This window comes from Streptomyces sp. Ag109_O5-1 (genome assembly GCF_003814875.1).
Taxonomy (GTDB): domain Bacteria; phylum Actinomycetota; class Actinomycetes; order Streptomycetales; family Streptomycetaceae; genus Streptomyces; species Streptomyces sasae.
Genome location: NZ_RKQF01000001.1, coordinates 5,503,507 through 5,523,135, shown reverse-complemented (window position 1 = coordinate 5,523,135; position 19,629 = coordinate 5,503,507). Strand labels below are relative to the sequence as shown.

The window sequence follows — 19,629 nt, the reverse complement described above, 5'->3', positions numbered from 1 at the left end:
TGCAGAGACGGGTTTTGCCAGCCGTCCGAGCCGCTCCGTGCGGCTTTGGGTAACAAAGCTGGGGTACCGTCAGAAGAACTGTCTTATCAAACTCACTATGGCAGGAGGGACGGGGCGACACCGCTCCGTATGGATGGACGTGAAGCGATACTTCCGTGGGCCGGTCATGTGGATCGTGCTGGCCGTCCTTGCCGTGGTCGTGTTGATGCAGGTCGTCGGCTCGTCCGGCGGCTACAAGACGGTGGACACCGGCCAGGTCGTGGCGGCGATCAATGACAACAGGGTGGCATCGGCGAAGCTGACCACCGGTGACGAGCAGACCATCAAGGTCACGCTCAAGAGCGGCGAGAAGGTCGACGGCAGCTCGAAGATCCAGGCGAGCTACATCGGCGACCAGGGCGTGGCCATCGCCAACACGCTGCAGGGCAAGTTCCAGGACAAGCAGATCCCCGACGGTTACACCGTCTCACCGACCAAGCAGAACGCTTTCGTCGGTGTCCTGCTCTCCCTGCTCCCCTTCGTCCTCATCGTGGTCGTCTTCCTGTTCCTGATGAATCAGATGCAGGGTGGCGGCTCCCGGGTCATGAACTTCGGCAAGTCCAAGGCGAAGCTCATCACCAAGGACACCCCGAAGACGACCTTCGCGGACGTCGCGGGCTGTGACGAGGCCGTCGAGGAGCTCCACGAGATCAAGGAATTCCTCCAGGAGCCGGCGAAGTTCCAGGCCGTCGGCGCCAAGATCCCCAAGGGCGTGCTCCTCTACGGCCGTCCCGGTACCGGCAAGACGCTCCTCGCGCGTGCCGTCGCCGGCGAGGCCGGGGTCCCCTTCTACTCGATCTCCGGTTCCGACTTCGTCGAGATGTTCGTCGGTGTCGGTGCCTCCCGTGTCCGCGACCTCTTCGAGCAGGCCAAGGCGAACGCCCCGGCGATCGTCTTCGTCGACGAGATCGACGCGGTCGGCCGCCACCGCGGCGCCGGCCTCGGCGGCGGTCACGACGAGCGCGAGCAGACGCTGAACCAGCTGCTCGTCGAGATGGACGGCTTCGACGTCAAGGGCGGCGTGATCCTCATCGCCGCGACGAACCGGCCCGACATCCTCGACCCGGCCCTTCTGCGGCCCGGCCGCTTCGACCGCCAGATCGCGGTCGACCCGCCGGACCTGCAGGGCCGTCTGGAGATCCTCAAGGTCCACCAGAAGGGCAAGCCGGTCGCGCCCGACGTCGACCTCGCGGCGGTCGCCCGTCGCACGCCGGGCTTCACCGGCGCGGACCTGTCGAACGTGCTGAACGAGGCGGCGCTGCTCACGGCCCGCAGCGACCGCAAGCTCATCGACAACCAGATGCTCGACGAGGCGATCGACCGCGTGGTCGCGGGCCCGCAGAAGCGGACCCGGATCATGTCGGACAAGGAAAAGAAGATCACCGCGTACCACGAGGGCGGACACGCCCTGGTCGCGGCGGCCTCCCCGAACTCCGACCCGGTCCACAAGATCACGATCCTGTCCCGCGGCCGTGCCCTCGGCTACACGATGGTCCTGCCGGACGAGGACAAGTACTCGACCACGCGCAACGAGATGCTCGACCAGCTCGCTTACATGCTGGGCGGCCGCGCGGCCGAGGAACTGGTCTTCCACGACCCGACCACGGGTGCCGCGAACGACATCGAGAAGGCCACGGCCACCGCTCGCGCGATGGTCACGCAGTACGGCATGACCGAGCGTCTCGGCGCGATCAAGTTCGGCGGCGACAACACCGAGCCCTTCCTCGGCCGTGAGATGTCCCACCAGCGCGACTACTCGGAAGAGGTCGCCGCCCTGGTGGACGAGGAAGTCAAGAAACTCATCGAGAACGCGCACAACGAAGCCTGGGAGATCCTGGTCGAGAACCGCGACGTCCTCGACAACCTGGTGCTCCAGCTCCTGGAGAAGGAGACCCTGGGCAAGGAGGAGATCGCCGAGATCTTCTCGGCGCTCCACAAGCGGCCCGCACGGCCCGCCTGGACCGGCTCCTCCCGCCGTACGCCGTCCACCCGCCCGCCGGTGCTCTCCCCCAGGGAGCTCGCACTGACCAACGGGGCGAACGGCTCGACGTCGGCGATCAGCACGGTGAAGTCGACGGCGGCCGAGTCCGCCCCGGCGACCGAGACGGCCCCCGAGGACCGTCCCGAGAGCTGATCCCACCGGCCTCACCAGGCCCGGAATGGATGCCGCGCCCCCCAGGATCTAGCCTGGGGGGCGCGGCATTTCGGTATGCCCGCACATGAGGCACGTGGCCCACACGCGCCCATCCGAAGGAACGAGGCACCCAGATGACCGACCCCGTGACCCTGGACGGCGAAGGCACCATCGGCGAGTTCGACGAGAAGCGCGCCGAGAACGCCGTACGCGAACTCCTGATCGCGGTCGGCGAGGACCCGGACCGCGAGGGGCTCCGGGAGACTCCGGCGCGGGTGGCCCGGGCGTATCGCGAGCTGTTGGCCGGGAACTACCAGGAACCCGAAGAGGTCCTGACGACGACGTTCGATCTCGGTCATGACGAGATGGTCCTGGTGAAGGACATCGAGATCGTAAGTCTGTGCGAGCACCACATGTTGCCGTTCCATGGTGTGGCCCACGTCGGCTACATCCCCGCGGAGACCGGCAAGATCACGGGCCTGTCGAAGCTCGCGCGCCTGGTCGAGGTGTTCGCCCGCCGTCTTCAGGTGCAGGAACGTCTCACTACCCAGGTCGCCGACTCGCTCATGCGGATCCTCGAGGCCCGGGGCGTGATCGTCGTCATCGAGGCGGAGCACATGTGCATGTCGGTGCGCGGGATCCGCAAGCCGGGCGCCAAGACGACGACGTCGGCGGTACGCGGCCAGCTCCGGGATGCCACGACCCGGGCCGAGGCGATGAGCCTGATACTGGCCCGCTGAGGTCCCAGGGGGTCAGGCGACCGGCTCGGCCCCGCTGTGGTTGTCGTCGTCCTCCGGGAGCTTGCAGACCCGCTCCAGGAACATCGCCGCCGCTATGACGCCGATGCCGGCCACGACCGAGAACGCGGCGTAGAGGGCCTGGTCGCGGCGGGTGGGGAGGTCGAGGAGTTCCAGGAGGAAGACGCCCGTGCCGCCGTACATGCCGGCGACCAGGGCCGCGACCAGGGCGCTGGCCTGGCCGAAGACCACTGCGCGGGCGGCCATCAGAGGGTCGACGCCTTTTGCTCCCGGGCGGCGCTCGCGCTGGGCCTTGAGGCGGGCGCGCAGCGAGAGCGCCGTGGAGAGCAGGACCACGGCGATCAGGGCCAGCACGATGGGGGCGGCCACCGGCACATTGGGCAGGGTTCCCACCGAGTTCCACAGGCGGGCGGCCGCCCAGGACAGCACCCCGGCCACGACGAACACGCCGGCCAGCACCCTGATCCGCAGCTCTTTCACTGTGTTCCTTCAGCTCCCCCGCAGCGATGTGGTCGTGTCGACCTTAACGACTACTCGGGCAGTCGGAGTTCCAGGTCCGTGCGCGGCTCCACACCGTGCCGGGTGACGAACGCCAGCAACTCCGCCACCGAGCCGCGGCCGGGCAGCTGGGCCTCGGGGTCGACGTCGTACCAGGGGGCGAGCACGAAGGCACGTTCGTGGGCGCGCGGGTGCGGGAGGGTGAGCTGCGGGTCGTCGGAGACCACGTTGGCGTACGCGACGATGTCGACGTCGAGGGTGCGCGGGCCCCAGTGCTCGTCCCGCACCCGGTTGAAGGCCTCCTCGACCGCATGTGCCCGCTCCAGCAGCGAGGACGGCGGGAGGGTGGTCTTCAGCACCACGACCGCGTTGTAGTACGTCGGCTGGCTGCCGGGCTCGACGCCCCACGGCTCCGTCTCGTACACCGGCGACACGGCCTTGATGCGGACGCCCGGGGTGTCCTCCAGGGCGTCGACGGCGCCCTGGAGGGTCTCCAGGCGGTTGCCGAGGTTGGAGCCGAGGGCGACCACGGCGCGTTTGGGGTTGGACAGGGTGGTGTCGGCGGCGTCGACCTGCTCGACGACGGAGGCGGGCACCGGCTGTACGGTCGGGTCGCTGGGACCCCGCAGGGAGGATGCGGTCATACTCGGCTCCGGGTGATGGTGACGGTGACGTCGTCGAAGGGGACGGTGATGGGCGCGTCGGGCTTGTGGACGCAGACCTCGACCTCTTGTACCCCCTCGTGCTTCAGGCAGACCTGGGCGATCCGCTCGGCGAGCGTCTCGATCAGGTTCACCGGCTCCCCCTCGACCACGGCCACGACCTCTTCGGCCACGATGCCGTAGTGCACGGTCTTCGTGAGGTCGTCGTCGGCCGCCGCCGGACGGGTGTCCAGGCCAAGGGAGAGGTCCACGATGAAGGTCTGGCCCTCCTCGCGTTCCTTGGGGAAGACACCGTGGTGCCCGCGGGCCCTCAGGCCGCGCAGCGCGACACGATCCACGCGAATCACTCCTGCAATCGTCGGTAACGGCGGGGTCGCACCGCGTGCGGGCGATGGACCGGCCACAGACGAATCTACCTGCGGGCACTGACAGAGCCGGGTCACGAGGCGCGGCCCCCGGCCGGGGTCGGCAGGGTTCATCGCGCGTTTTCCCCGGAGAACCCGGCGGCTTCATGGGCTGGTAGCCGGACCTACCCGTCAGTTCGTGATTCCAACCACTCCTTGCTCCGCGAGTGGGCCGGAGGTGGCAGGAGGAGGCAGGAGGGGCTCAGGAGGAAGTGCTCAGGAAGGCGTGTCCTCGTCCTCGTCCTCGCCGGTCTCGGACAGTACGGGGGAGGCGTGGTGGGACCAGAGCTTCCAGCCGTCCGGGGTGCGCCGGAACACGTTCGTGGCGACGACCAGCTGCCCCACGAGCGGGCCGAGCTCCTGGCCGCCCTCGGGGGCCGGGCCGCCGCTCAGGATGTTCTCCGTGCAGGTCACCAGGGCGGTGTCACCGGTGACGGAGACATGCACATCGGTGAGGAAGAACTGGATGTAGTCGGTGTTCGCCATGATCAGCGCGTACGACCTCAGGACCTCGCCGCGGCCGGTCAGCACCGGCCAGCCCGGGTGCACACACGAGATCACCCCGGCGTCCGCCGGATCGTGGTACTCCTCGTCGACGCCCAGGTCGGCGGGTGTGAGCCAGAGGCCGGACACCGCCTCGAAGTCGCCGCGCTCCAGCGCCTCGTAGAAGGCGGTGTTGGCGGCCTCGACCTGCTCGACGTCGGTGTGTGGGGCGCTCACCGGGCTCCTTCTGCGCCGTTCGGGGTCCGCGCGCCCGGCGCGGCACTCTTCTCACGCGCCCCCTCTATGGCACGCGCGACCCGTACCGCGTCCGCCGTGGCGCGCACCTCGTGCACGCGCACCGCCCACGCTCCGGCGTGCGCCGCGAGCGCGGAGACGGCGGCCGTCGCCGCGTCGCGCTCCCGGGCGGGCGGGGGTGCCCCCTCGGGCCCGGCCAGGACCCGGCCGAGGAACCGTTTCCGGGAGGCGGCGACGAGCAGCGGGTGGCCCAGGGCGTGCAGCCGGTCGAGGTGGGAGAGGAGGGTGAGGTCGTGCTCGGAGTCCTTGGAGAAGCCGAGACCGGGGTCGACGACTATCCGGTCGGGGGCGATGCCGCCGGCGAGGACGGCGTCCACGCGCGCGTGCAGTTCGTCGAGGACCTCGGCGACGACGTCGTCGTACACGCCCTTGACGTTGCCGCCCTCCAGGAAGCCGCGCCAGTGCATGACGACGAAGGGGGCGCCCGACTCGGCGACGACGGGGATCATGTCGGAGTCGGCGAGGCCGCCGCTGACGTCGTTGACGAGGGCGGCCCCGGCGGCGAGGGCCTGTGCGGCGACAGAGGCGCGCATGGTGTCGACGGAGACGACGACGCCTTCGGAGGCGAGGCCGCGCACGACGGGGATGACACGGCGCAGTTCCTCGTCCGCGTCGACGCGGGTGGCGCCGGGACGGGTGGACTCGCCGCCGACGTCGACCAGGTCGGCGCCCTCGGCGACGAGGTCGAGGCCGTGCTTGACGGCGATCGTCGTGTCGAACCAGCGGCCGCCGTCGGAGAAGGAGTCGGGGGTGACGTTCACGACCCCCATGACCGCGCACCGGTCCCATCCCGGAAGCCCTGTCACCTGGCCACGTCCGCTGTGGTTGCTCATACGTTCAGCGTAGGCCCCGGGCCGGGGGCCGCGGTCGTGCGGCCCGAGCGGAGCCCCCGGGCTGGAGGGGGAGGGCGTCCGCTCGGGCCCGTCGGCGGGGTCAGGCCGCCCGTACCTCGTGTTCGGCCACTTGGTGCGGGCAGGGGCGGGGGGCCGGGGCGTTGCGGCGCAGGAAGCGCGGCAGCGGAAGGGCGAGGTTGACGAAGCCCTCGGCCTGCATGGCGGCCAGGCCGATGCGCGGGAGGTCGCCGGAGGCCCGGTAGACCACGAAGCGCGGCTCCCAGCGGGGCTGGAACTTGGCGTTGAACTTGTACAAAGACTCGATCTGGAACCAGCGGGACAGGAAGACCAGCAGTCCGCGCCAGGCGCGCAGCACCGGGCCCGCGCCGATCTTCTCGCCCCGTGCGAGCGCCGAGCGGAACATCGCGAAGTTGAGGGAGACCTTGGTGATGCCGAGCTTCGGGGACGCCTGGAGGGCGGCCACGATGAGCAGTTCGTTCATGCCGGGGTCAGCTGAGCGGTCCCGCCGCATCAGGTCCAGGGAGACACCGTCGGTGCCCCAGGGGACGAAGTGCAGGATCGCCTTGAGGTCGCCGTAGGGGCCGGGCTGGTCGTCGGCCTTGTGGGCGGTGGCGATCAGGCAGTCGCCGTCGGCGGCGTCCCCTATGCGGCCCAGGGCCATCGAGAAGCCGCGCTCGGTGTCGGTGCCGCGCCAGTCCTCGGCGGCCCGCCGGATGCGCTCCAGCTCGGCCTCCCCGAGGTCACGGATACGCCGTACCCGGGTTTCGTAGCCGGCCCGCTCGATGCGCTTGACCATCTGGCGCACGTTGCGCATCGCGCGTCCGGCGAGTGAGAAATCCGCTACGTCCACCACCGCCTCGTCGCCCAGTTCGAGGGCGTCCAGGCCGGTCTCGCGGGTCCACACCTCGCCGCCCGTCTCCGAGCAGCCCATGACGGCGGGGGTCCAGGAGTGGGCCTTGGCCTCGTCCATGAAGCGTTCGATGGCGCCGGGCCAGGCCTCGACGTCACCGATGGGGTCGCCGCTGGCGAGCATCACGCCGGAGACGACGCGGTAGGTGACCGCCGCCTTGCCGCTGGGCGAGAAGACGACCGCCTTGTCGCGGCGGAGCGCGAAGTGGCCGAGGGAGTCGCGGGCGCCGTGCTTCTCCAGCAGGGCGCGCAGCTGGGCCTCGTCCTCCTCGGTGAGGTGCGCGGCGGGGTGTTCGGGGCGGAACGCGAGGTAGATGGTGGTGATCGCGGTGATCAGGCCGAGTGCGCCGAGCGAGAAGGCGACCGTCCAGGAGGTGGAGCCCTCGTAGTCCACGGGGCCTTCGAAGCCGAACAGGCCGTACAGCACGTGCGTGAGGCGGTCGGCCAGGCTCGGGTCGCCGATCGTGCGCTTCGGGTGGGCGCTGACGATCACCAGTCCGAGCGCGAGCGAACCGGCGCTCATGAGCACGAAGTTGGCGAGCGCGCGCCACCGGCTGCGCGGGTCGGGCAGGGCCTTGAACTCATTGCGGTGGAGCACGAGCGGCACGAACAGCGCCAGCGAGATGAGTGCTCCCACGACCGAGTGCCGGTACACGAACTGCGACACCGCACCGGCCGGCAGGAGCGCGACCGCGGCCCGCCACGCCCGGCGCTTGCGCCGCTTGAGCCCGTGCGCGAGCAGCAGCAACAGCACCCCGACGCTGAGCGAGAGCGCCGCGGCGAACGGCCCGAGCGAGCCGGGCAGTACCTCGGCCAGGGCGTGCATACGGCTGTGACGGAAGCGCGGGAACACACCCGCTGCGATGTCCAGGACGCCCACGACGGCGCATGCCCGGCTGACCAGAGCGGGAACGGCCTCCGGCCGCGGCCCGCGGACTATGCGCCGCGCCCGGCCTGATCGGCTCGGAACCTCGCTCGACATTTCCCCATCTATCCTGACAGACATCGCATCCCGTAGTTCTGCGAGAGACCTTGAATCCGGTGCCGATCGGGCATCCGGCGACATTGCGCCCTCTAGGACGGTGTCTTGGGGGGAGAGGTTCACTCCCCACCGGAAAGCCGGGTCAAAGGCCAGGAAAAGCTCGGGGCAAGTCTCGCTGAAAGCGGTGCTCGCCACGGATGGAAGCGCAGGCAGGAAGCACCTCATGGGTCTCACGAGCAATAAAATGCTGGCGTTGGCGATGTTGTTCGCCGCACTGCTGTTCGTCGGCACGGTGTGGCTGTGGCCCCGACTGGCCCGCAGGGGCTGGCGGGCCGTCAGCGGCCGTGTCGGTCTTTTGCTGGCCACCCAACTGGCGCTCTTCGCGTGCGTGGGGATAGCGGTCAACCAGGCCTTCGGTTTCTATGCGAGCTGGGGTGACCTGCTCGGTACGGAGACCGACCAGGGCGTCGTCGTCGACCACACGCTGGGCGGCCCGCACAGCGGCCCCGTCCGGCTGGTCTCCACGTCCGAGGTGCACGGCATGGGCGGCTCGCTGCCCCGGACGGCCGGTCAGATCCAGCAGGTCGACATCGCCGGCCGTACCACCCACATCGCCACGCCCGCGTACGTGTACCTGCCGCCGGAGTACTTCCAGCCGCAGTACCGCACGCGTACGTTCCCGGTGACGGTCGTCCTCAGCGGCTATCCCGGCACCGCGATGGCCCTGGTCGACAAGCTGCACTACCCGCGTACCGCGCAGCACCTGGTCAAGGCCGGGCGGATGCAGCCGATGATCCTGGTGATGCTGCGGCCCACGGTCGCCCCGCCCCGGGACACCGAGTGCGTGGACGTCCCGCACGGCCCGCAGACCGAGACCTTCTTCGCCAAGGACCTGCCCGACGCGGTGCGCGCCCACTACCGGGTCGGTGGGAGACCGGGCCGTATGGGGATCGTCGGCGACTCGACGGGCGGGTACTGCGCGCTCAAACTCGCGATGCACCACCCCGACGTGTACGCGGCCGGTGCCGGACTCTCCCCGTCGTACAAGGCGCCCCTCGATCCGACGACCGGCGACCTCTTCCAGGGCGACCAGAAACTCAAGAACCGCGCGAACCTGTGGTGGTTCCTCGGGCACGAACCCGCTCCGAACACGTCCCTGCTGGTCAGCAGCAGCAAGGTCGGAGAAAAGAACTACAAGGACACACTGAAATTCATAGCGCGTGTGCAGGCCACGAACGTCACCCGGATCTCGTCGATCATCCTCGACAGCGGCGGCCACAACTTCAATACCTGGCGCCGCGAGATCCCCGCGACGCTCCAGTGGATCAGTGACCGGCTGGGCGATCACTGAACCCCGGAACCGTCGATGCCATACGAAGACTTCGTCGTCGCTGTGTTTTTACGGCCCGGGGCACCACGATTCGCCTACGCGCGGTAAGTTTCTGGCCATGCCACGTGGACGTCACCGTCATTCCCCGCCCTTGCACAGGCTGTTGCCTCCTTCGGCGATCGCCGGTGTCTCCCTCGTCTGCGCTCTCGGCCCCTGGTTGTTCTCCCAACCGACGGTGCTGCGCACCCTGGCCGCGATAGCCGCGGCCACCGCCGCCGTCGGTGCCGCCGTCATGCGCCGCTGGGACACCGACGCGGGCAAGCAGGTGGCCGACATGTCACGCGCGCGTGCGAGCGACGAGTGGCGTCACGAGGAGCGGATCGCCGAGCTGGAGACCGACCTCGAGGAGTCGCGGGAACTGCGCACCAAGCTGGAGCAGCGGCTGCGCGCGAAGCGTACGGAGCTGGCGGGGCTGCGCAACGAGCACGCGTCCCTGCTGCGCCGCTACGCCACCGCCGAGACCGAGCGGGCGAGCGCCCTTGAGGGCCGCCGCCTGCTGGAGATCGAGGCCGCCGAGCCGTCGAACGCGCTGCCGGCCGCCCCGGCCGCGGACAGGGTCGACGAGGCCGAAGAGGCCGTGGAGGAGCTGACGGTCGAGGAGACGACTCCCGCGGTCTTCTCCCCGGAGGGTTCCAAGCTGTTCCTGAGGGCCAAGGTGGCATTGGCCCGGTTCGACGAAGGCGACGTCCCGGAGGCCGACGCCCAGACCGAGACCGAGGGCGTGACGGAGACGGCCGTCGAGTCCGAGGCGCCCAAGGGCGAGACCGCGCCGGAGGACGAGGAACAGGGGCAGCCCGAGGCGGCCGACGAGCATGCGCACGCGGCCGCCGTCACCACGGACGAGCCTGCGGACACGGCCCCGGAGGACAGCGACCCGGTGCCGGCCGAGCAGGACACCCACCCCATGACGGCACCGTCCGCCAACTCCGTCCAGCCCACGGGGCACTTCACGGTGCCGACCGCGGTGGCCGTGCTGCCGGCCGCGCCCATCCCGCGTCCGCTGGTCACCGGCGGGTTCGACTTCTTCGGCACGCAGAAGGGCGCTTCGTCCGGCGGCCTGGACTCCATGCACAACGAGGACCTCGCGGACGTCGTCGGCCAGGAGGCGCTCGCGCTCCACAAGGCCGAGTCCGAGTCCGAGTTCAAGCCCGCCGACCCGGGCTCCCGGGGCACCGGCCAGGTCATCGACCTGACCGCGCACGACGAGACCGAGCAGATCAACCTCGGCGGCCTGCGCAGCGCGGCGTCCTGAAGCAGCGGCGCGAGTCCTGAAGCAGCGCCGCCTCCTGAACACGCGGCGATCCTGAGCCGGGGCACCTCACGGGGTGCCCCGGCTCAGGCCGTTCCGGGACCGGCGGGTCGCCGTCCGGGCCGGCCGCACGGGGCCGGCGCGTAGTTCCCCGCGCCCCTTCGGCGGGCGGTGCGTGAAGCGCCCCTTCAGGGGCGCGGGGAACTGCGCGACCAGCCCCCGCGCAGCCGCACCGGACCGACGACCTGACGGCCCCCGAACCCGTGGCCGGGGGGCGTCGCCGCGTCGGCCGTCAGGCCATCCAGCGGTCCGGCCGTGCCGACCGGCGCCCCGTCCGCGACCGCTCGGCCTGCTCCCGCAGCAGCGCCGCGGCCTCCTCCGCGCCCCGCAGACGGGCCGTGACGGTCTTGTCGGCCCCCGTGTCCACATGAACGTCCGCGAGCCGCCACAACCGCTCCCAGGGCCCCTGCGTCAGCCGCACGCTCTGGACCTTGGCGTGCGGGACCAGCGACAGCTTCCGGCGCAGCAGACCGTGCCGCGCGGCGAACACCCCGTCCGTGACCGCGAGGCCGTACCCGCGCCACCACAGCGGCACACACCAACCGGCCCGCCGCTGCGGTCGCGACAAATCGGCCGGCACGGTCACCCCGGGCAGCACGCGCGCGACGACCGATTCGGCGACCGCGCGCGGGGCGACCGGCACCAGCACGGAGTTCTCGGACCCGGCCACGTCCAGCTCCACCCGCACCCAGCGCAGCGGCCGCCACATCAGCGGCTCCACTATCCGCACGGTCTGCACCCGCCCGGGCGGCACGGTCTCGTGGGTGCGGTCCAGGAGCCCGTGGTCGATGCGCAGCCCGTCCGGGGACTCCGCGAGCGTCCAGTCGTACTCGGCGACGAACCGCCCCACGCTGGTCGTGGCCGCCGCGCCGAGCAGCGGCAGGGCGGTGGCGAGGACCGTCCACACACTGTGGGTGGCCAGCCACAGCACCGGCGGTACGACGAGGGCGGCGGCCAGGGAGGCCCAGGTGGCGCCCGTCAGCACGAGGGAGAGCGCCAGCTTGCTCGGGGGCACCCGCATCAGCTCGTGCGCCGGTGCCTCGCCGACCTCGTGCGCCGTCTCGGGGGCGAAACCGGCGGCGCGCGCGAGCAGTTCCGCACGCAGCGCCCGCGCCTCGCCCTCGCCCAGGAAGGCGAGTTCGTCCTTCTTGTCGGTGCCGACCACGTCTATGCGCAGCTTGGCGACGCCCGCCACGCGCGCGAGGAGCGGCTGGGTGACGTCGACGGCCTGGATCCGCTCCAGCCGGATGTGCGCGGTGCGCCGGAACAACAGGCCGGTGCGTATGCGCAGTTCGCTGTCGGTCACCGCGAAGTGGGTGAACCACCAGGTGAGGAAGCCGTACAGGACGCCCGCGGTGACCAGGACGGCGAGTCCGCCCAGGAGCATGGTGGTGGTCAGCTTCGTCAGCTGTTCCTGGGCCTGGTCCGGGTCGTGGACGGCCCAGCCGGTGATCACCGCGACCGGCGCCCACGCCCGCCGGAACGGCGTGACCGGGTGCAGCCGCCGCTCGGCCACGGCCTTGCCCTCGCGCAGGGCGTCGTCGACGCCAGGCGCGGTCACAGGCCCGCCGATCGGGCCTCGCCGAGCTCGGTGAGCCGGTCGCGCAGCCGTTCCGCCTCGGCCGGGTCGAGGCCGGGGATGGTTGCGTCGGTGGCCGCGGCCGCGGTGTGCAGCTGCACGCTGGCCAGCCCGAAGTGCCGCTCGACGGGTCCCGAGGTCACCTCCACCAGCTGCATCCGCCCGTACGGCACCACGGTCTCCTCGCGCCACAGCACACCGCGGCTGATCAGCAGGTCGTCGGCGCGCTCGGCGTACCGCCAGGACCGCCAGTTACGGCCCAGCAGCACCCAGCCCCAGGCCAGCGCGGCCAGCGGCAGCAGCGCGAACGCCGCCCACACCGGCCCCCCCAGCAGGCCGAGCAGCAACCCCAGGGCGAGGGCGAGCAGCCCCAGCCACACCACCAGCAGCAGCCGGCGCATCCGCAGCAGTCCGGGCGGCAGCCCCGTCCAGATCGGCTCGGTCCCCATGGTCTCGGCGCCGGCCGCGCTCCCCGTTTCCATACGGCCAGCGTACGTAGGGCCGGTGCAGGTAGGAGAGACTGTGTCCATGACTCCTACGACGGAGACCACGGTCGGGATCGGCGGCGCCGCGGAGAGCACCGACATGGTGCTCAACATCGGCCCCCAGCACCCCTCCACGCACGGCGTGCTGCGGCTGCGGCTCGTGCTGGACGGCGAGCGGATCGTCTCGGCGGAGCCGGTGATCGGCTATATGCACCGCGGCGCGGAGAAGCTCTTCGAGGCCCGCGACTACCGGCAGATCATCATGCTCGCCAACCGCCACGACTGGCTGTCGGCCTTCTCGAACGAGCTGGGCGTGGTCCTCGCCGTCGAGCGCATGCTCGGCATGGAGGTGCCCGCCCGCGCGGTGTGGACGCGCACGCTCCTCGCCGAGCTGAACCGGGTGCTCAACCACCTGATGTTCCTCGGCTCCTACCCGCTGGAGCTGGGCGGGATCACCCCGGTCTTCTACGCGTTCCGCGAGCGCGAGGTGCTCCAGAACGTCATGGAGGAAGTCTCCGGCGGGCGTATGCACTACATGTTCAACCGCGTCGGCGGCCTCAAGGAGGACCTCCCGGCCGGCTGGACCGCACGCGCGCGTGCCGCCGTCTCCGCGGTGCGCTCCCGTATGGACGTCTTCGACGACCTGGTCCTCGGCAACGAGATCTTCCGGGGCCGTACCCGGGACGTGGGCGTCCTCGCGCCGGAGGCCGTGCACTCGTACGGCGTCAGCGGGCCCATCGCGCGCGCCTCGGGCGTCGACTTCGACCTGCGCCGCGACGAGCCCTACCTGGCCTACGGCGAGCTCCAGGACACCCTCAAGGTGGTGTCCCGCACCGAGGGCGACTGCCTGGCCCGCTTCGAATGCCTCCTGGAGCAGACGCACAACGCCCTGGACCTGGCCGACGCCTGCCTGGACCGGTTCGCCGACCTGCCGCCGGGACCGATCAACCAGCGGCTCCCCAAGGTCCTCAAGGCACCCGAGGGCCACACCTACGCCTGGACCGAGAACCCCCTCGGCATCAACGGCTACTACCTCGTCAGCAAGGGCGAGAAGACCCCGTACCGGCTGAAGCTGCGCTCGGCGTCGTACAACAACATCCAGGCGCTCACCGAGTTGCTGCCGGGGACGCTGGTGGCGGACATGGTGGCGATCCTGGGGTCGATGTTCTTCGTCGTGGGAGACATCGACAAGTAGGGCGAGCAGGGGCGAGCGGGTCGCGTGTGTGGTCAGAGCAGCGCGTCCTTGACGCCCACCGGCTGGAGCAGCCAGCCGAAGTCGCCGAGTCCGCCGGGGGCGACGAGTTCGGCGGCCTCTCCGGCGGTCGCGAGGGCGCGTACGTAGGCCGCGGGGTGTGTGGAGGCGAGCGTGAGCGGGGGGCGTGCGCTGATCAGGCCCAGGGCGCGCAGGGCGTCGCGCTGTGTGCACAGGAGCGGCTCGGGCAGCCTGAGCGCCGGGTCCAGCGCCGCGCACGCGTCCAGTGCGACATGCGCCGTGATGTCGCACGACCCGTCCGGCACGGGCGCCGTCGGGCGCCCCTCGCGGAAGCCGGTGAGCGTCCCGAACGGGGGGCGTGTGGCCGCGGTGTGCGCGTAGTCCACGGCCACCGCGAGCCCCCGCTGGATACTGGTGACGGCGGAGGCCCAGGCCCGGTCCCGGGGCAGTCCGATCTCGGCGCGCAGCCCCGGCTCGGTGCCCAGCGGCCACCACCGCGCGAGCCACTCGGCGTCCGCGCCCCAGACCCGCTCCCCGAGCAGTTCGGTGCCGTCCCGTAGGACGTGCACCAGGCGGTGCACACCGGCCGGGTCCACCTCGGCGACGTCGACCGGGACGTTGTCGAGCCACTCGTTGGCGAAGAGCAGGCCGGTCACCGTGCGCGGGACCTCGGTCAGCCAGGTGATGCGGTCGGGGAGGCCCGGCGGGCGGTCGGCGAGATCGACGGCGTAGGCACGCGCGCGTGCCGCCACGTCGGCGGGCAGCGCGGCCAGCACACCGGTGACCAGCTCGCCCCGGCCGGCGCCCATGTCGACGAAGTCCAGCGTCTCCGGACGCCCCAGGGCCTCGTCGACCCGGCACAGCAGCTCGGCGACCGCCTCGGCGAACAGCCCCGAGGCGTGCACCGACGTACGGAAGTGCCCGGCCGGCCCCTCCGGGCGGCGGTAGAAGCCGCCGGGGCCGTACAGGGCCGCCTCGGTGGCCGTACGCCAGCCACTGGCGTCGTCGGCCGTCTCTCGCGTCGCCTCATCCGTCACCGGGCCAGACTAGGCGCACAGGTGATCACCTTCTCCACCTTGCGGAGTACACGTGCGGAACAGGGATCGGCCCTCCGGTTGACCCCTGCACCTATCACGCTTCCCTACGCTGGGTTACGTGCAGCGCCTCTATGACTTCCTCCGCAGGCACCCGACATGGGTCGACAGCTTCTGGGCCGTCGTCCTGTTCGGGCTCTCCGGCGTGAGCGCCTGGAGGCTCAGCCGGGGCGGCGACGTACACGGCTCCACCGCCGCCATGATGGCCGTGGCGGTCGTCATGAGCGTCGTGGTCGCGCTGCGCCGTCGCTTTCCGGAGCCGATGCTGCTGCTGGCCGCGGCCACCGGCCTGGCCCAGCTGGTGCTGGACGTGGAGACGACCGTCGCCAACTTCGCCATGCTCGTGATCGTCTGTACGGTGGCCGCGATCGGCGCCCGCTGGGCGTCCCGGTTCGCCCTCTACGGCGGACTGTGCGCGGCGCCCCTGGCGCAGATCCGGTGGCCGGTCGGCGAGGCGGGTTTCGCGGGGCACGTCGCGATCGTGCTGTTCCAGGCGGTGCCGTTCGTGCTCGCCTGGGTCCTCGGCGACTCCATGCGCACCCGCCGCGCCTACTTCGCGCAGCTGGAGGAGCGCGCCGCCAGGCTGGAGAAGGAACGCGAGGCCCAGGCCAAGGTCGCGGTCGCCGCGGAACGCGCCCGGATCGCACGCGAGCTGCACGACGTCGTCGCGCACAACGTGTCGGTGATGGTGGTCCAGGCCGACGGCGCCGCCTACGTTCTCGACGCCGCCCCCGACCAGGCGAAGAAGGCCCTGGAGACGATCTCCTCCACCGGCCGCCAGGCCCTCGCCGAGATGCGCCGCCTGCTGGGCGTGCTGCGCACCGGCGAGCACAAGGAGGTCGGCGAGTACGTTCCGCAGCCCGACGTCGAGCAGATCGACGAGCTCATCGAGCAGTGCCGTACCTCCGGCCTGCCCGTCGACTTCAAGGTCGAGGGCACCCCGCGCCCGCTGCCGAGCGGCGTCGAGCTCACGGCGTACCGGATCGTGCAGGAGGCGCTCACCAACACCCGCAAGCACGGCGGCCCCAACGCGGGCGCCAGCGTGCGGCTGGTCTACTTCGACGACGGACTCGGCCTGCTGGTCGAGGACGACGGCAAGGGCGCCCCGCACGAGATGTACGAGGAGGGCGGCGCCGACGGCCAGGGGCACGGCCTGATCGGCATGCGCGAGCGGGTCGGTATGGTCGGCGGCACGCTCGACGCCGGGCCCCGGCCCGGCGGAGGATTCCGCATCAGTGCCCTGCTGCCGCTCAAACCGGCGCACTGACGGAGACGCACGCCCCCGGTTGACACCTGTCACGCCCCCGAAACGGACCGGGACGACCCGGGACAGAGGACCGGTACGACCCGCAACAGGCAAACGGACGAACGGAAACGGAAGAGGACCCGATGACGATCCGCGTGATGCTCGTCGACGACCAGGTGCTGCTGCGCACCGGGTTCCGGATGGTGCTCGCGGCGCAGCCGGACATGGAGGTCGTCGCGGAAGCGGGCGACGGCGTCGAGGCCCTCCAGGTGCTGAGATCCACCGAAGTGGACGTGGTGCTGATGGACGTGCGCATGCCCAAGCTGGACGGTGTGGAGACCACCCGCCGTATCTGCATGGAGCCCGACGCGCCCAAGGTGCTCATCCTGACCACCTTCGACCTCGACGAGTACGCCTTCTCGGGGCTGAAGGCGGGCGCCTCCGGCTTCATGCTCAAGGACGTGCCGCCGGGCGAGCTGCTGGCCGCCATCCGCTCCGTGCACAGCGGCGACGCCGTCGTCGCCCCCTCCACCACCCGGCGGCTGCTCGACCGCTTCGCACCGATGCTGCCCTCGGCCGGAAAGGGGCCCCAGCACCAGGAGCTGGAACGGCTCACGGACCGTGAGCGCGAGGTCATGGTGCTGGTCGCCCAGGGGCTGTCGAACGGCGAGATCGCGAGTCGGCTGGTGCTCTCCGAGGCGACCGTGAAGACCCATGTGGGCCGCATACTCACCAAGCTCGGGCTGCGGGACCGCGTGCAGGTGGTCGTGCTGGCCTACGAGACGGGGCTGGTGCGCGCGGGCGGCGGCCACGGCTGACGCAAGGCCTCCGCAGTATTCACGGCATGTACGGCCGGCTCGGGAGACGGCGGCCGGTGGCGGCTAGCGGAGTATCCCCTCCAGGAAGTCGCTGCCCAGCCGGGCGACGACCGTGACGTCCAGCTGGTGCAGTACGTACCGCCCGCGGCGGCGTGTCGTGACCAGGCCCGCCTTCTTGAGCACGCCCAGGTGCCGGGACACCTCGGGCGCCGACAGACCGTGCGCCTGCGCCAGCTCGCCGGTGGTGTACGCGCTGCGCGCCAGATGCCGGCACAGCCGCATCCGGACGGGATGGGACAGCGCGGCCATCCGCAGCGTGAGTTCCTCCACCGACGCGGGTGCGGCGAGCTCCGGCGAGCCGACGGGATAGTGCAGCACCGGCTGCCAGCCGTACCGGTGCAGCACCATCAGATGCGGCCGGCCGAGGCTCGTGGGCACCAGCAGGAGGCCGTCGGCGTCGACGACGGCGTGACCGTCGGTGAGCTTGTCCACGGTGATCCGCGCGCCCGCCTCGTCGAGCGTCACGGCCGGCGAGACCGCCGCGAGCGCCTCGGCCAGCCCCTTGTGCCGCAGCAGTTCCGTCTTGTGCCGGGCGTCGGCCGCCAGCTGGTGGCGCAGCCGCGACCAGGCCTCGTCGAAGAACGCCTCCGCGCAGTCCTCCAGGAACCGGCGCAGCCACGCGCGCACGCCCGGCGGATCGTCGAGCAGCCGCTGGGCGAACCGGACCTGCTGCGGCCCCCGCGAGACGGCCAGCTCCAGCGCCCGCCGACGTGCGGCCGGGTCCGACAGGAGAGCCGGCGCCTCGGTGCCGTACGACAGCGCGCACGTGAACTCCAGGGCCGCGTCCACGAACTGGTCGTCCGTCAGCTTGTCCAGCTGGTCGAGCTCCTCGGCGAGCGTGCCGCCAGGGACGGCGCCCGGCACGGCCGCGTACGGCAGGAACAGGTCCGAGAACGTCGTCCGCCACAGGAAGTCCGCCTCGCACATCCGGTCGGCCAGATGCGGCTCCAGCCGGGCGGTCACCCCGGTCACCCAGGCCTGGAGCCCCGGATGGTGACCCGGCTCGGACAGCGCGTGCAGCGCCATGCCGAGCTCGGCCAGCGGCGAGGGCACGACGGAGACCCTCTCCGGCCGCAGCCCCGCGATGTCGATACGTACGCTCATGTCCCCATCGTGCACCCCGCCACCGACAACGCCCCCGCCGATCGACGGCCGCCGTCGATCAGGACAGAGGCCTCCCGGGCAACCGCGTCACGAAGTCCGCGACCGCCGCCCGTACATCCTCGGCCGTCCACTCCAGGCCCGTCTGTGCCACCGTCACCTCGTGCATGGCCAGACCCGGGCCCTTCGCCTCCCAGTAGCCGGCGAAGAGGTAGGTGCCGGTCTCCTCGGCCTGACGTACCGCCGCTTCCAACAGCACCTCGGGGTCGTACGGCAGCCAGACCTGGAACTGGTGGGTGTGCGGCTCCTCGGGGTGCACGCGGGTCCACGGGAGCCCCGCCGCGGAGAAGCCCTCGCGCAGGGCCGCGGCGACCACGCGCGCGTGGCGGACGTAGTCCGGGAGGCGGGGCAGTTCGCGCTCCAGGCCGGTCAGGGCCGCCAGGGCCGTCGGGAACTGCTGGAAGACCATGCCGCCGTAGCGGTGGCGCCAGGTCTTCGCCTCCTCGATCAGGTGTTTCGGGCCGGCCAGTGCGGCGCCGCCGAAACCGTCGAGCGACTTGTAGAACGACACGTAGACGCTGTCCGCGAGGTCCGCGATCTCGTGCAGGGGGCGGCCGAAATGGACGGTGGTCTCCCACAGGCGCGCGCCGTCGAAGTGCACCACCGCGTCGCGCTCCCGCGCCGCCTCCACCACCTCCGTCAGCTCCTCCCAGGAGGGCAGTACGAAACCGGCGTCCCTGAGAGGCAGTTCCAGCATCAGCGCCCCGAAGGGCTCCTCGAAGTCGCGTATCTCCTGGGCGGTGGGGAGCCGGGGCTCGCCGGTGACACGGACCGTGCGCAGACCGGCGACCTCGCGGAAGGCGCTGCGTTCGTGCAGCTCGGGGTGGGCGAGGGCGTGCAGGGCGACCGTGGGGTTGCCGGCCCGGGCCGCCCAGCAGCGCAGCGCCACCTGCTGCGCCATCGTGCCGGTCGGGAAGAACGCGGCGGCCTCCGTGCCCAGCAGGGCCGCCACCCGCTCCTCCAGGGACTCGACGATCCCGTTGCCGTAGACGTCCGCGGGTTCGTCCAGGTCGTAGACGTCGGGTGCCGCTTCCTGGAGCCGCACGAGCCGTTCGCGGAGAGAGGCGCGCATGCCCACGCGCGCGAGGACGCGGTCGGCCTTCCGGTAGGCGGCCGCGCGCCGCTCCCGCATCCGCTGTTCGGCCGGCCGGGGTTCGTCCGACTGCTCGTCCTGGGTGGGTGTCACCGTATCGCTCATGCCGTGGATGATGCCGTGGCGGCGGGGCGGAGGCCTCG

General features: G+C 71.3%; 18 protein-coding genes. 7 read left to right on the top strand and 11 right to left on the bottom strand.

The annotated features are described in order from the left end of the window. Positions 1-133: 133 nt before the first annotated feature. Together ftsH and folE are read left to right on the top strand one after the other, a co-directional pair. Positions 134-2,173: an ATP-dependent zinc metalloprotease FtsH gene (gene ftsH / locus EDD90_RS24800; protein WP_185149203.1), complete on the top strand. Its 2,040-nt coding sequence runs from the start codon at positions 134-136 to the stop codon at positions 2,171-2,173. 134 nt (positions 2,174-2,307) lie between these two features. Further along, entirely contained in the window at positions 2,308-2,913 is a 606-nt protein-coding gene (gene folE / locus EDD90_RS24795; RefSeq protein ID WP_123975256.1) for a GTP cyclohydrolase I FolE, read from the top strand. 12 nt (positions 2,914-2,925) lie between these two features. Here the strand turns inward: folE and EDD90_RS24790 are convergent, their stop codons facing one another. The 6 genes from EDD90_RS24790 to EDD90_RS24765 form a co-directional block, all read right to left on the bottom strand. Further along, a complete protein-coding gene (locus EDD90_RS24790) occupies positions 2,926-3,411 on the bottom strand; it encodes a DUF3180 domain-containing protein (RefSeq protein WP_123975255.1) in 486 nt (161 codons plus the stop codon). A gap of 50 nt (positions 3,412-3,461) precedes the next feature. Further along, the gene (gene folK, locus EDD90_RS24785) at positions 3,462-4,073 is read right to left on the bottom strand and encodes a 2-amino-4-hydroxy-6-hydroxymethyldihydropteridine diphosphokinase (protein WP_123975254.1); all 612 of its coding nucleotides are present in this window, start codon (positions 4,071-4,073) and stop codon (positions 3,462-3,464) included. Beyond that, positions 4,070-4,429 carry a dihydroneopterin aldolase gene (gene folB / locus EDD90_RS24780; protein ID WP_123975253.1) on the bottom strand — a complete coding sequence of 120 codons (360 nt, stop codon included), beginning with the start codon at positions 4,427-4,429 and terminating at the stop codon, positions 4,070-4,072. The genes folK and folB overlap by 4 nt, the downstream gene beginning before the upstream one ends. Before the next feature lie 282 nt (positions 4,430-4,711). Continuing rightward, complete coding sequence (locus EDD90_RS24775; RefSeq protein WP_123975252.1) at positions 4,712-5,215, bottom strand: nuclear transport factor 2 family protein; 504 nt, start codon at positions 5,213-5,215, stop codon at positions 4,712-4,714. After that, entirely contained in the window at positions 5,212-6,126 is a 915-nt protein-coding gene (gene folP / locus EDD90_RS24770) for a dihydropteroate synthase (RefSeq protein WP_123975251.1), read from the bottom strand. The genes EDD90_RS24775 and folP overlap by 4 nt, the downstream gene beginning before the upstream one ends. A 100-nt stretch (positions 6,127-6,226) precedes the next feature. Further along, the gene (locus EDD90_RS24765) at positions 6,227-8,038 is read right to left on the bottom strand and encodes a phosphatidylglycerol lysyltransferase domain-containing protein (protein WP_123975250.1); all 1,812 of its coding nucleotides are present in this window, start codon (positions 8,036-8,038) and stop codon (positions 6,227-6,229) included. Between the two features lie 223 nt (positions 8,039-8,261). Between EDD90_RS24765 and EDD90_RS24760 the strand changes: the two genes are divergently transcribed. Together EDD90_RS24760 and EDD90_RS24755 are read left to right on the top strand one after the other, a co-directional pair. Then, entirely contained in the window at positions 8,262-9,389 is a 1,128-nt protein-coding gene (locus EDD90_RS24760) for an esterase family protein (protein WP_123975249.1), read from the top strand. A gap of 130 nt (positions 9,390-9,519) precedes the next feature. Then, complete coding sequence (locus EDD90_RS24755; RefSeq protein ID WP_398925335.1) at positions 9,520-10,680, top strand: hypothetical protein; 1,161 nt, start codon at positions 9,520-9,522, stop codon at positions 10,678-10,680. Positions 10,681-10,969: 289 nt separating this feature from the next. On the opposite strand, the gene EDD90_RS24750 is transcribed toward EDD90_RS24755, so the two are convergent. Then, complete coding sequence (locus tag EDD90_RS24750; protein ID WP_123975247.1) at positions 10,970-12,298, bottom strand: PH domain-containing protein; 1,329 nt, start codon at positions 12,296-12,298, stop codon at positions 10,970-10,972. Continuing rightward, positions 12,295-12,798, bottom strand: coding sequence for a PH domain-containing protein (locus EDD90_RS24745; RefSeq protein WP_123975246.1), 504 nt, complete (start codon positions 12,796-12,798; stop codon positions 12,295-12,297). The genes EDD90_RS24750 and EDD90_RS24745 overlap by 4 nt, the downstream gene beginning before the upstream one ends. A gap of 46 nt (positions 12,799-12,844) precedes the next feature. Between EDD90_RS24745 and EDD90_RS24740 the strand changes: the two genes are divergently transcribed. Next, on the top strand, positions 12,845-13,996 hold the full coding sequence (locus tag EDD90_RS24740) for an NADH-quinone oxidoreductase subunit D (protein ID WP_123975245.1): 1,152 nt from the start codon (positions 12,845-12,847) through the stop codon (positions 13,994-13,996). Positions 13,997-14,028: 32 nt separating this feature from the next. Here EDD90_RS24740 and EDD90_RS24735 read toward each other — a convergent pair whose 3' ends face one another. Next, positions 14,029-15,051 (bottom strand): SAM-dependent methyltransferase, encoded by a 1,023-nt coding sequence (locus EDD90_RS24735; RefSeq protein ID WP_123975244.1) that lies wholly within the window; start codon positions 15,049-15,051, stop codon positions 14,029-14,031. A gap of 118 nt (positions 15,052-15,169) precedes the next feature. Here EDD90_RS24735 and EDD90_RS24730 point away from each other — a divergent pair, with 118 nt between their 5' ends. After that, positions 15,170-16,375, top strand: coding sequence for a sensor histidine kinase (locus EDD90_RS24730; protein ID WP_123975243.1), 1,206 nt, complete (start codon positions 15,170-15,172; stop codon positions 16,373-16,375). Positions 16,376-16,497: 122 nt separating this feature from the next. Next, positions 16,498-17,172, top strand: a complete 675-nt coding sequence (locus EDD90_RS24725; protein ID WP_123975242.1) for a response regulator transcription factor — start codon at positions 16,498-16,500, stop codon at positions 17,170-17,172. Positions 17,173-17,235: 63 nt separating this feature from the next. Here EDD90_RS24725 and EDD90_RS24720 read toward each other — a convergent pair whose 3' ends face one another. Continuing rightward, positions 17,236-18,336: a DUF5937 family protein gene (locus EDD90_RS24720; RefSeq protein ID WP_123975241.1), complete on the bottom strand. Its 1,101-nt coding sequence runs from the start codon at positions 18,334-18,336 to the stop codon at positions 17,236-17,238. A 58-nt stretch (positions 18,337-18,394) separates the two neighbouring features. Further along, positions 18,395-19,591 (bottom strand): low specificity L-threonine aldolase, encoded by a 1,197-nt coding sequence (locus EDD90_RS24715; protein ID WP_123975240.1) that lies wholly within the window; start codon positions 19,589-19,591, stop codon positions 18,395-18,397. Positions 19,592-19,629 lie beyond the last annotated feature (38 nt).

Coding starts and splice junctions, on each gene's coding strand:
- ftsH (WP_185149203.1), top strand. CDS start 134: ATGGACGTGAAGCGATACTTCCGTGGGCCGGTCATGTGGATCGTGCTG.
- folE (WP_123975256.1), top strand. CDS start 2,308: ATGACCGACCCCGTGACCCTGGACGGCGAAGGCACCATCGGCGAGTTC.
- folK (WP_123975254.1), bottom strand. CDS start 4,073: ATGACCGCATCCTCCCTGCGGGGTCCCAGCGACCCGACCGTACAGCCG.
- folP (WP_123975251.1), bottom strand. CDS start 6,126: ATGAGCAACCACAGCGGACGTGGCCAGGTGACAGGGCTTCCGGGATGG.
- EDD90_RS24765 (WP_123975250.1), bottom strand. CDS start 8,038: ATGTCGAGCGAGGTTCCGAGCCGATCAGGCCGGGCGCGGCGCATAGTC.
- EDD90_RS24760 (WP_123975249.1), top strand. CDS start 8,262: ATGGGTCTCACGAGCAATAAAATGCTGGCGTTGGCGATGTTGTTCGCC.
- EDD90_RS24745 (WP_123975246.1), bottom strand. CDS start 12,798: ATGGAAACGGGGAGCGCGGCCGGCGCCGAGACCATGGGGACCGAGCCG.
- EDD90_RS24740 (WP_123975245.1), top strand. CDS start 12,845: ATGACTCCTACGACGGAGACCACGGTCGGGATCGGCGGCGCCGCGGAG.
- EDD90_RS24725 (WP_123975242.1), top strand. CDS start 16,498: ATGACGATCCGCGTGATGCTCGTCGACGACCAGGTGCTGCTGCGCACC.
- EDD90_RS24720 (WP_123975241.1), bottom strand. CDS start 18,336: ATGAGCGTACGTATCGACATCGCGGGGCTGCGGCCGGAGAGGGTCTCC.
- EDD90_RS24715 (WP_123975240.1), bottom strand. CDS start 19,591: ATGAGCGATACGGTGACACCCACCCAGGACGAGCAGTCGGACGAACCC.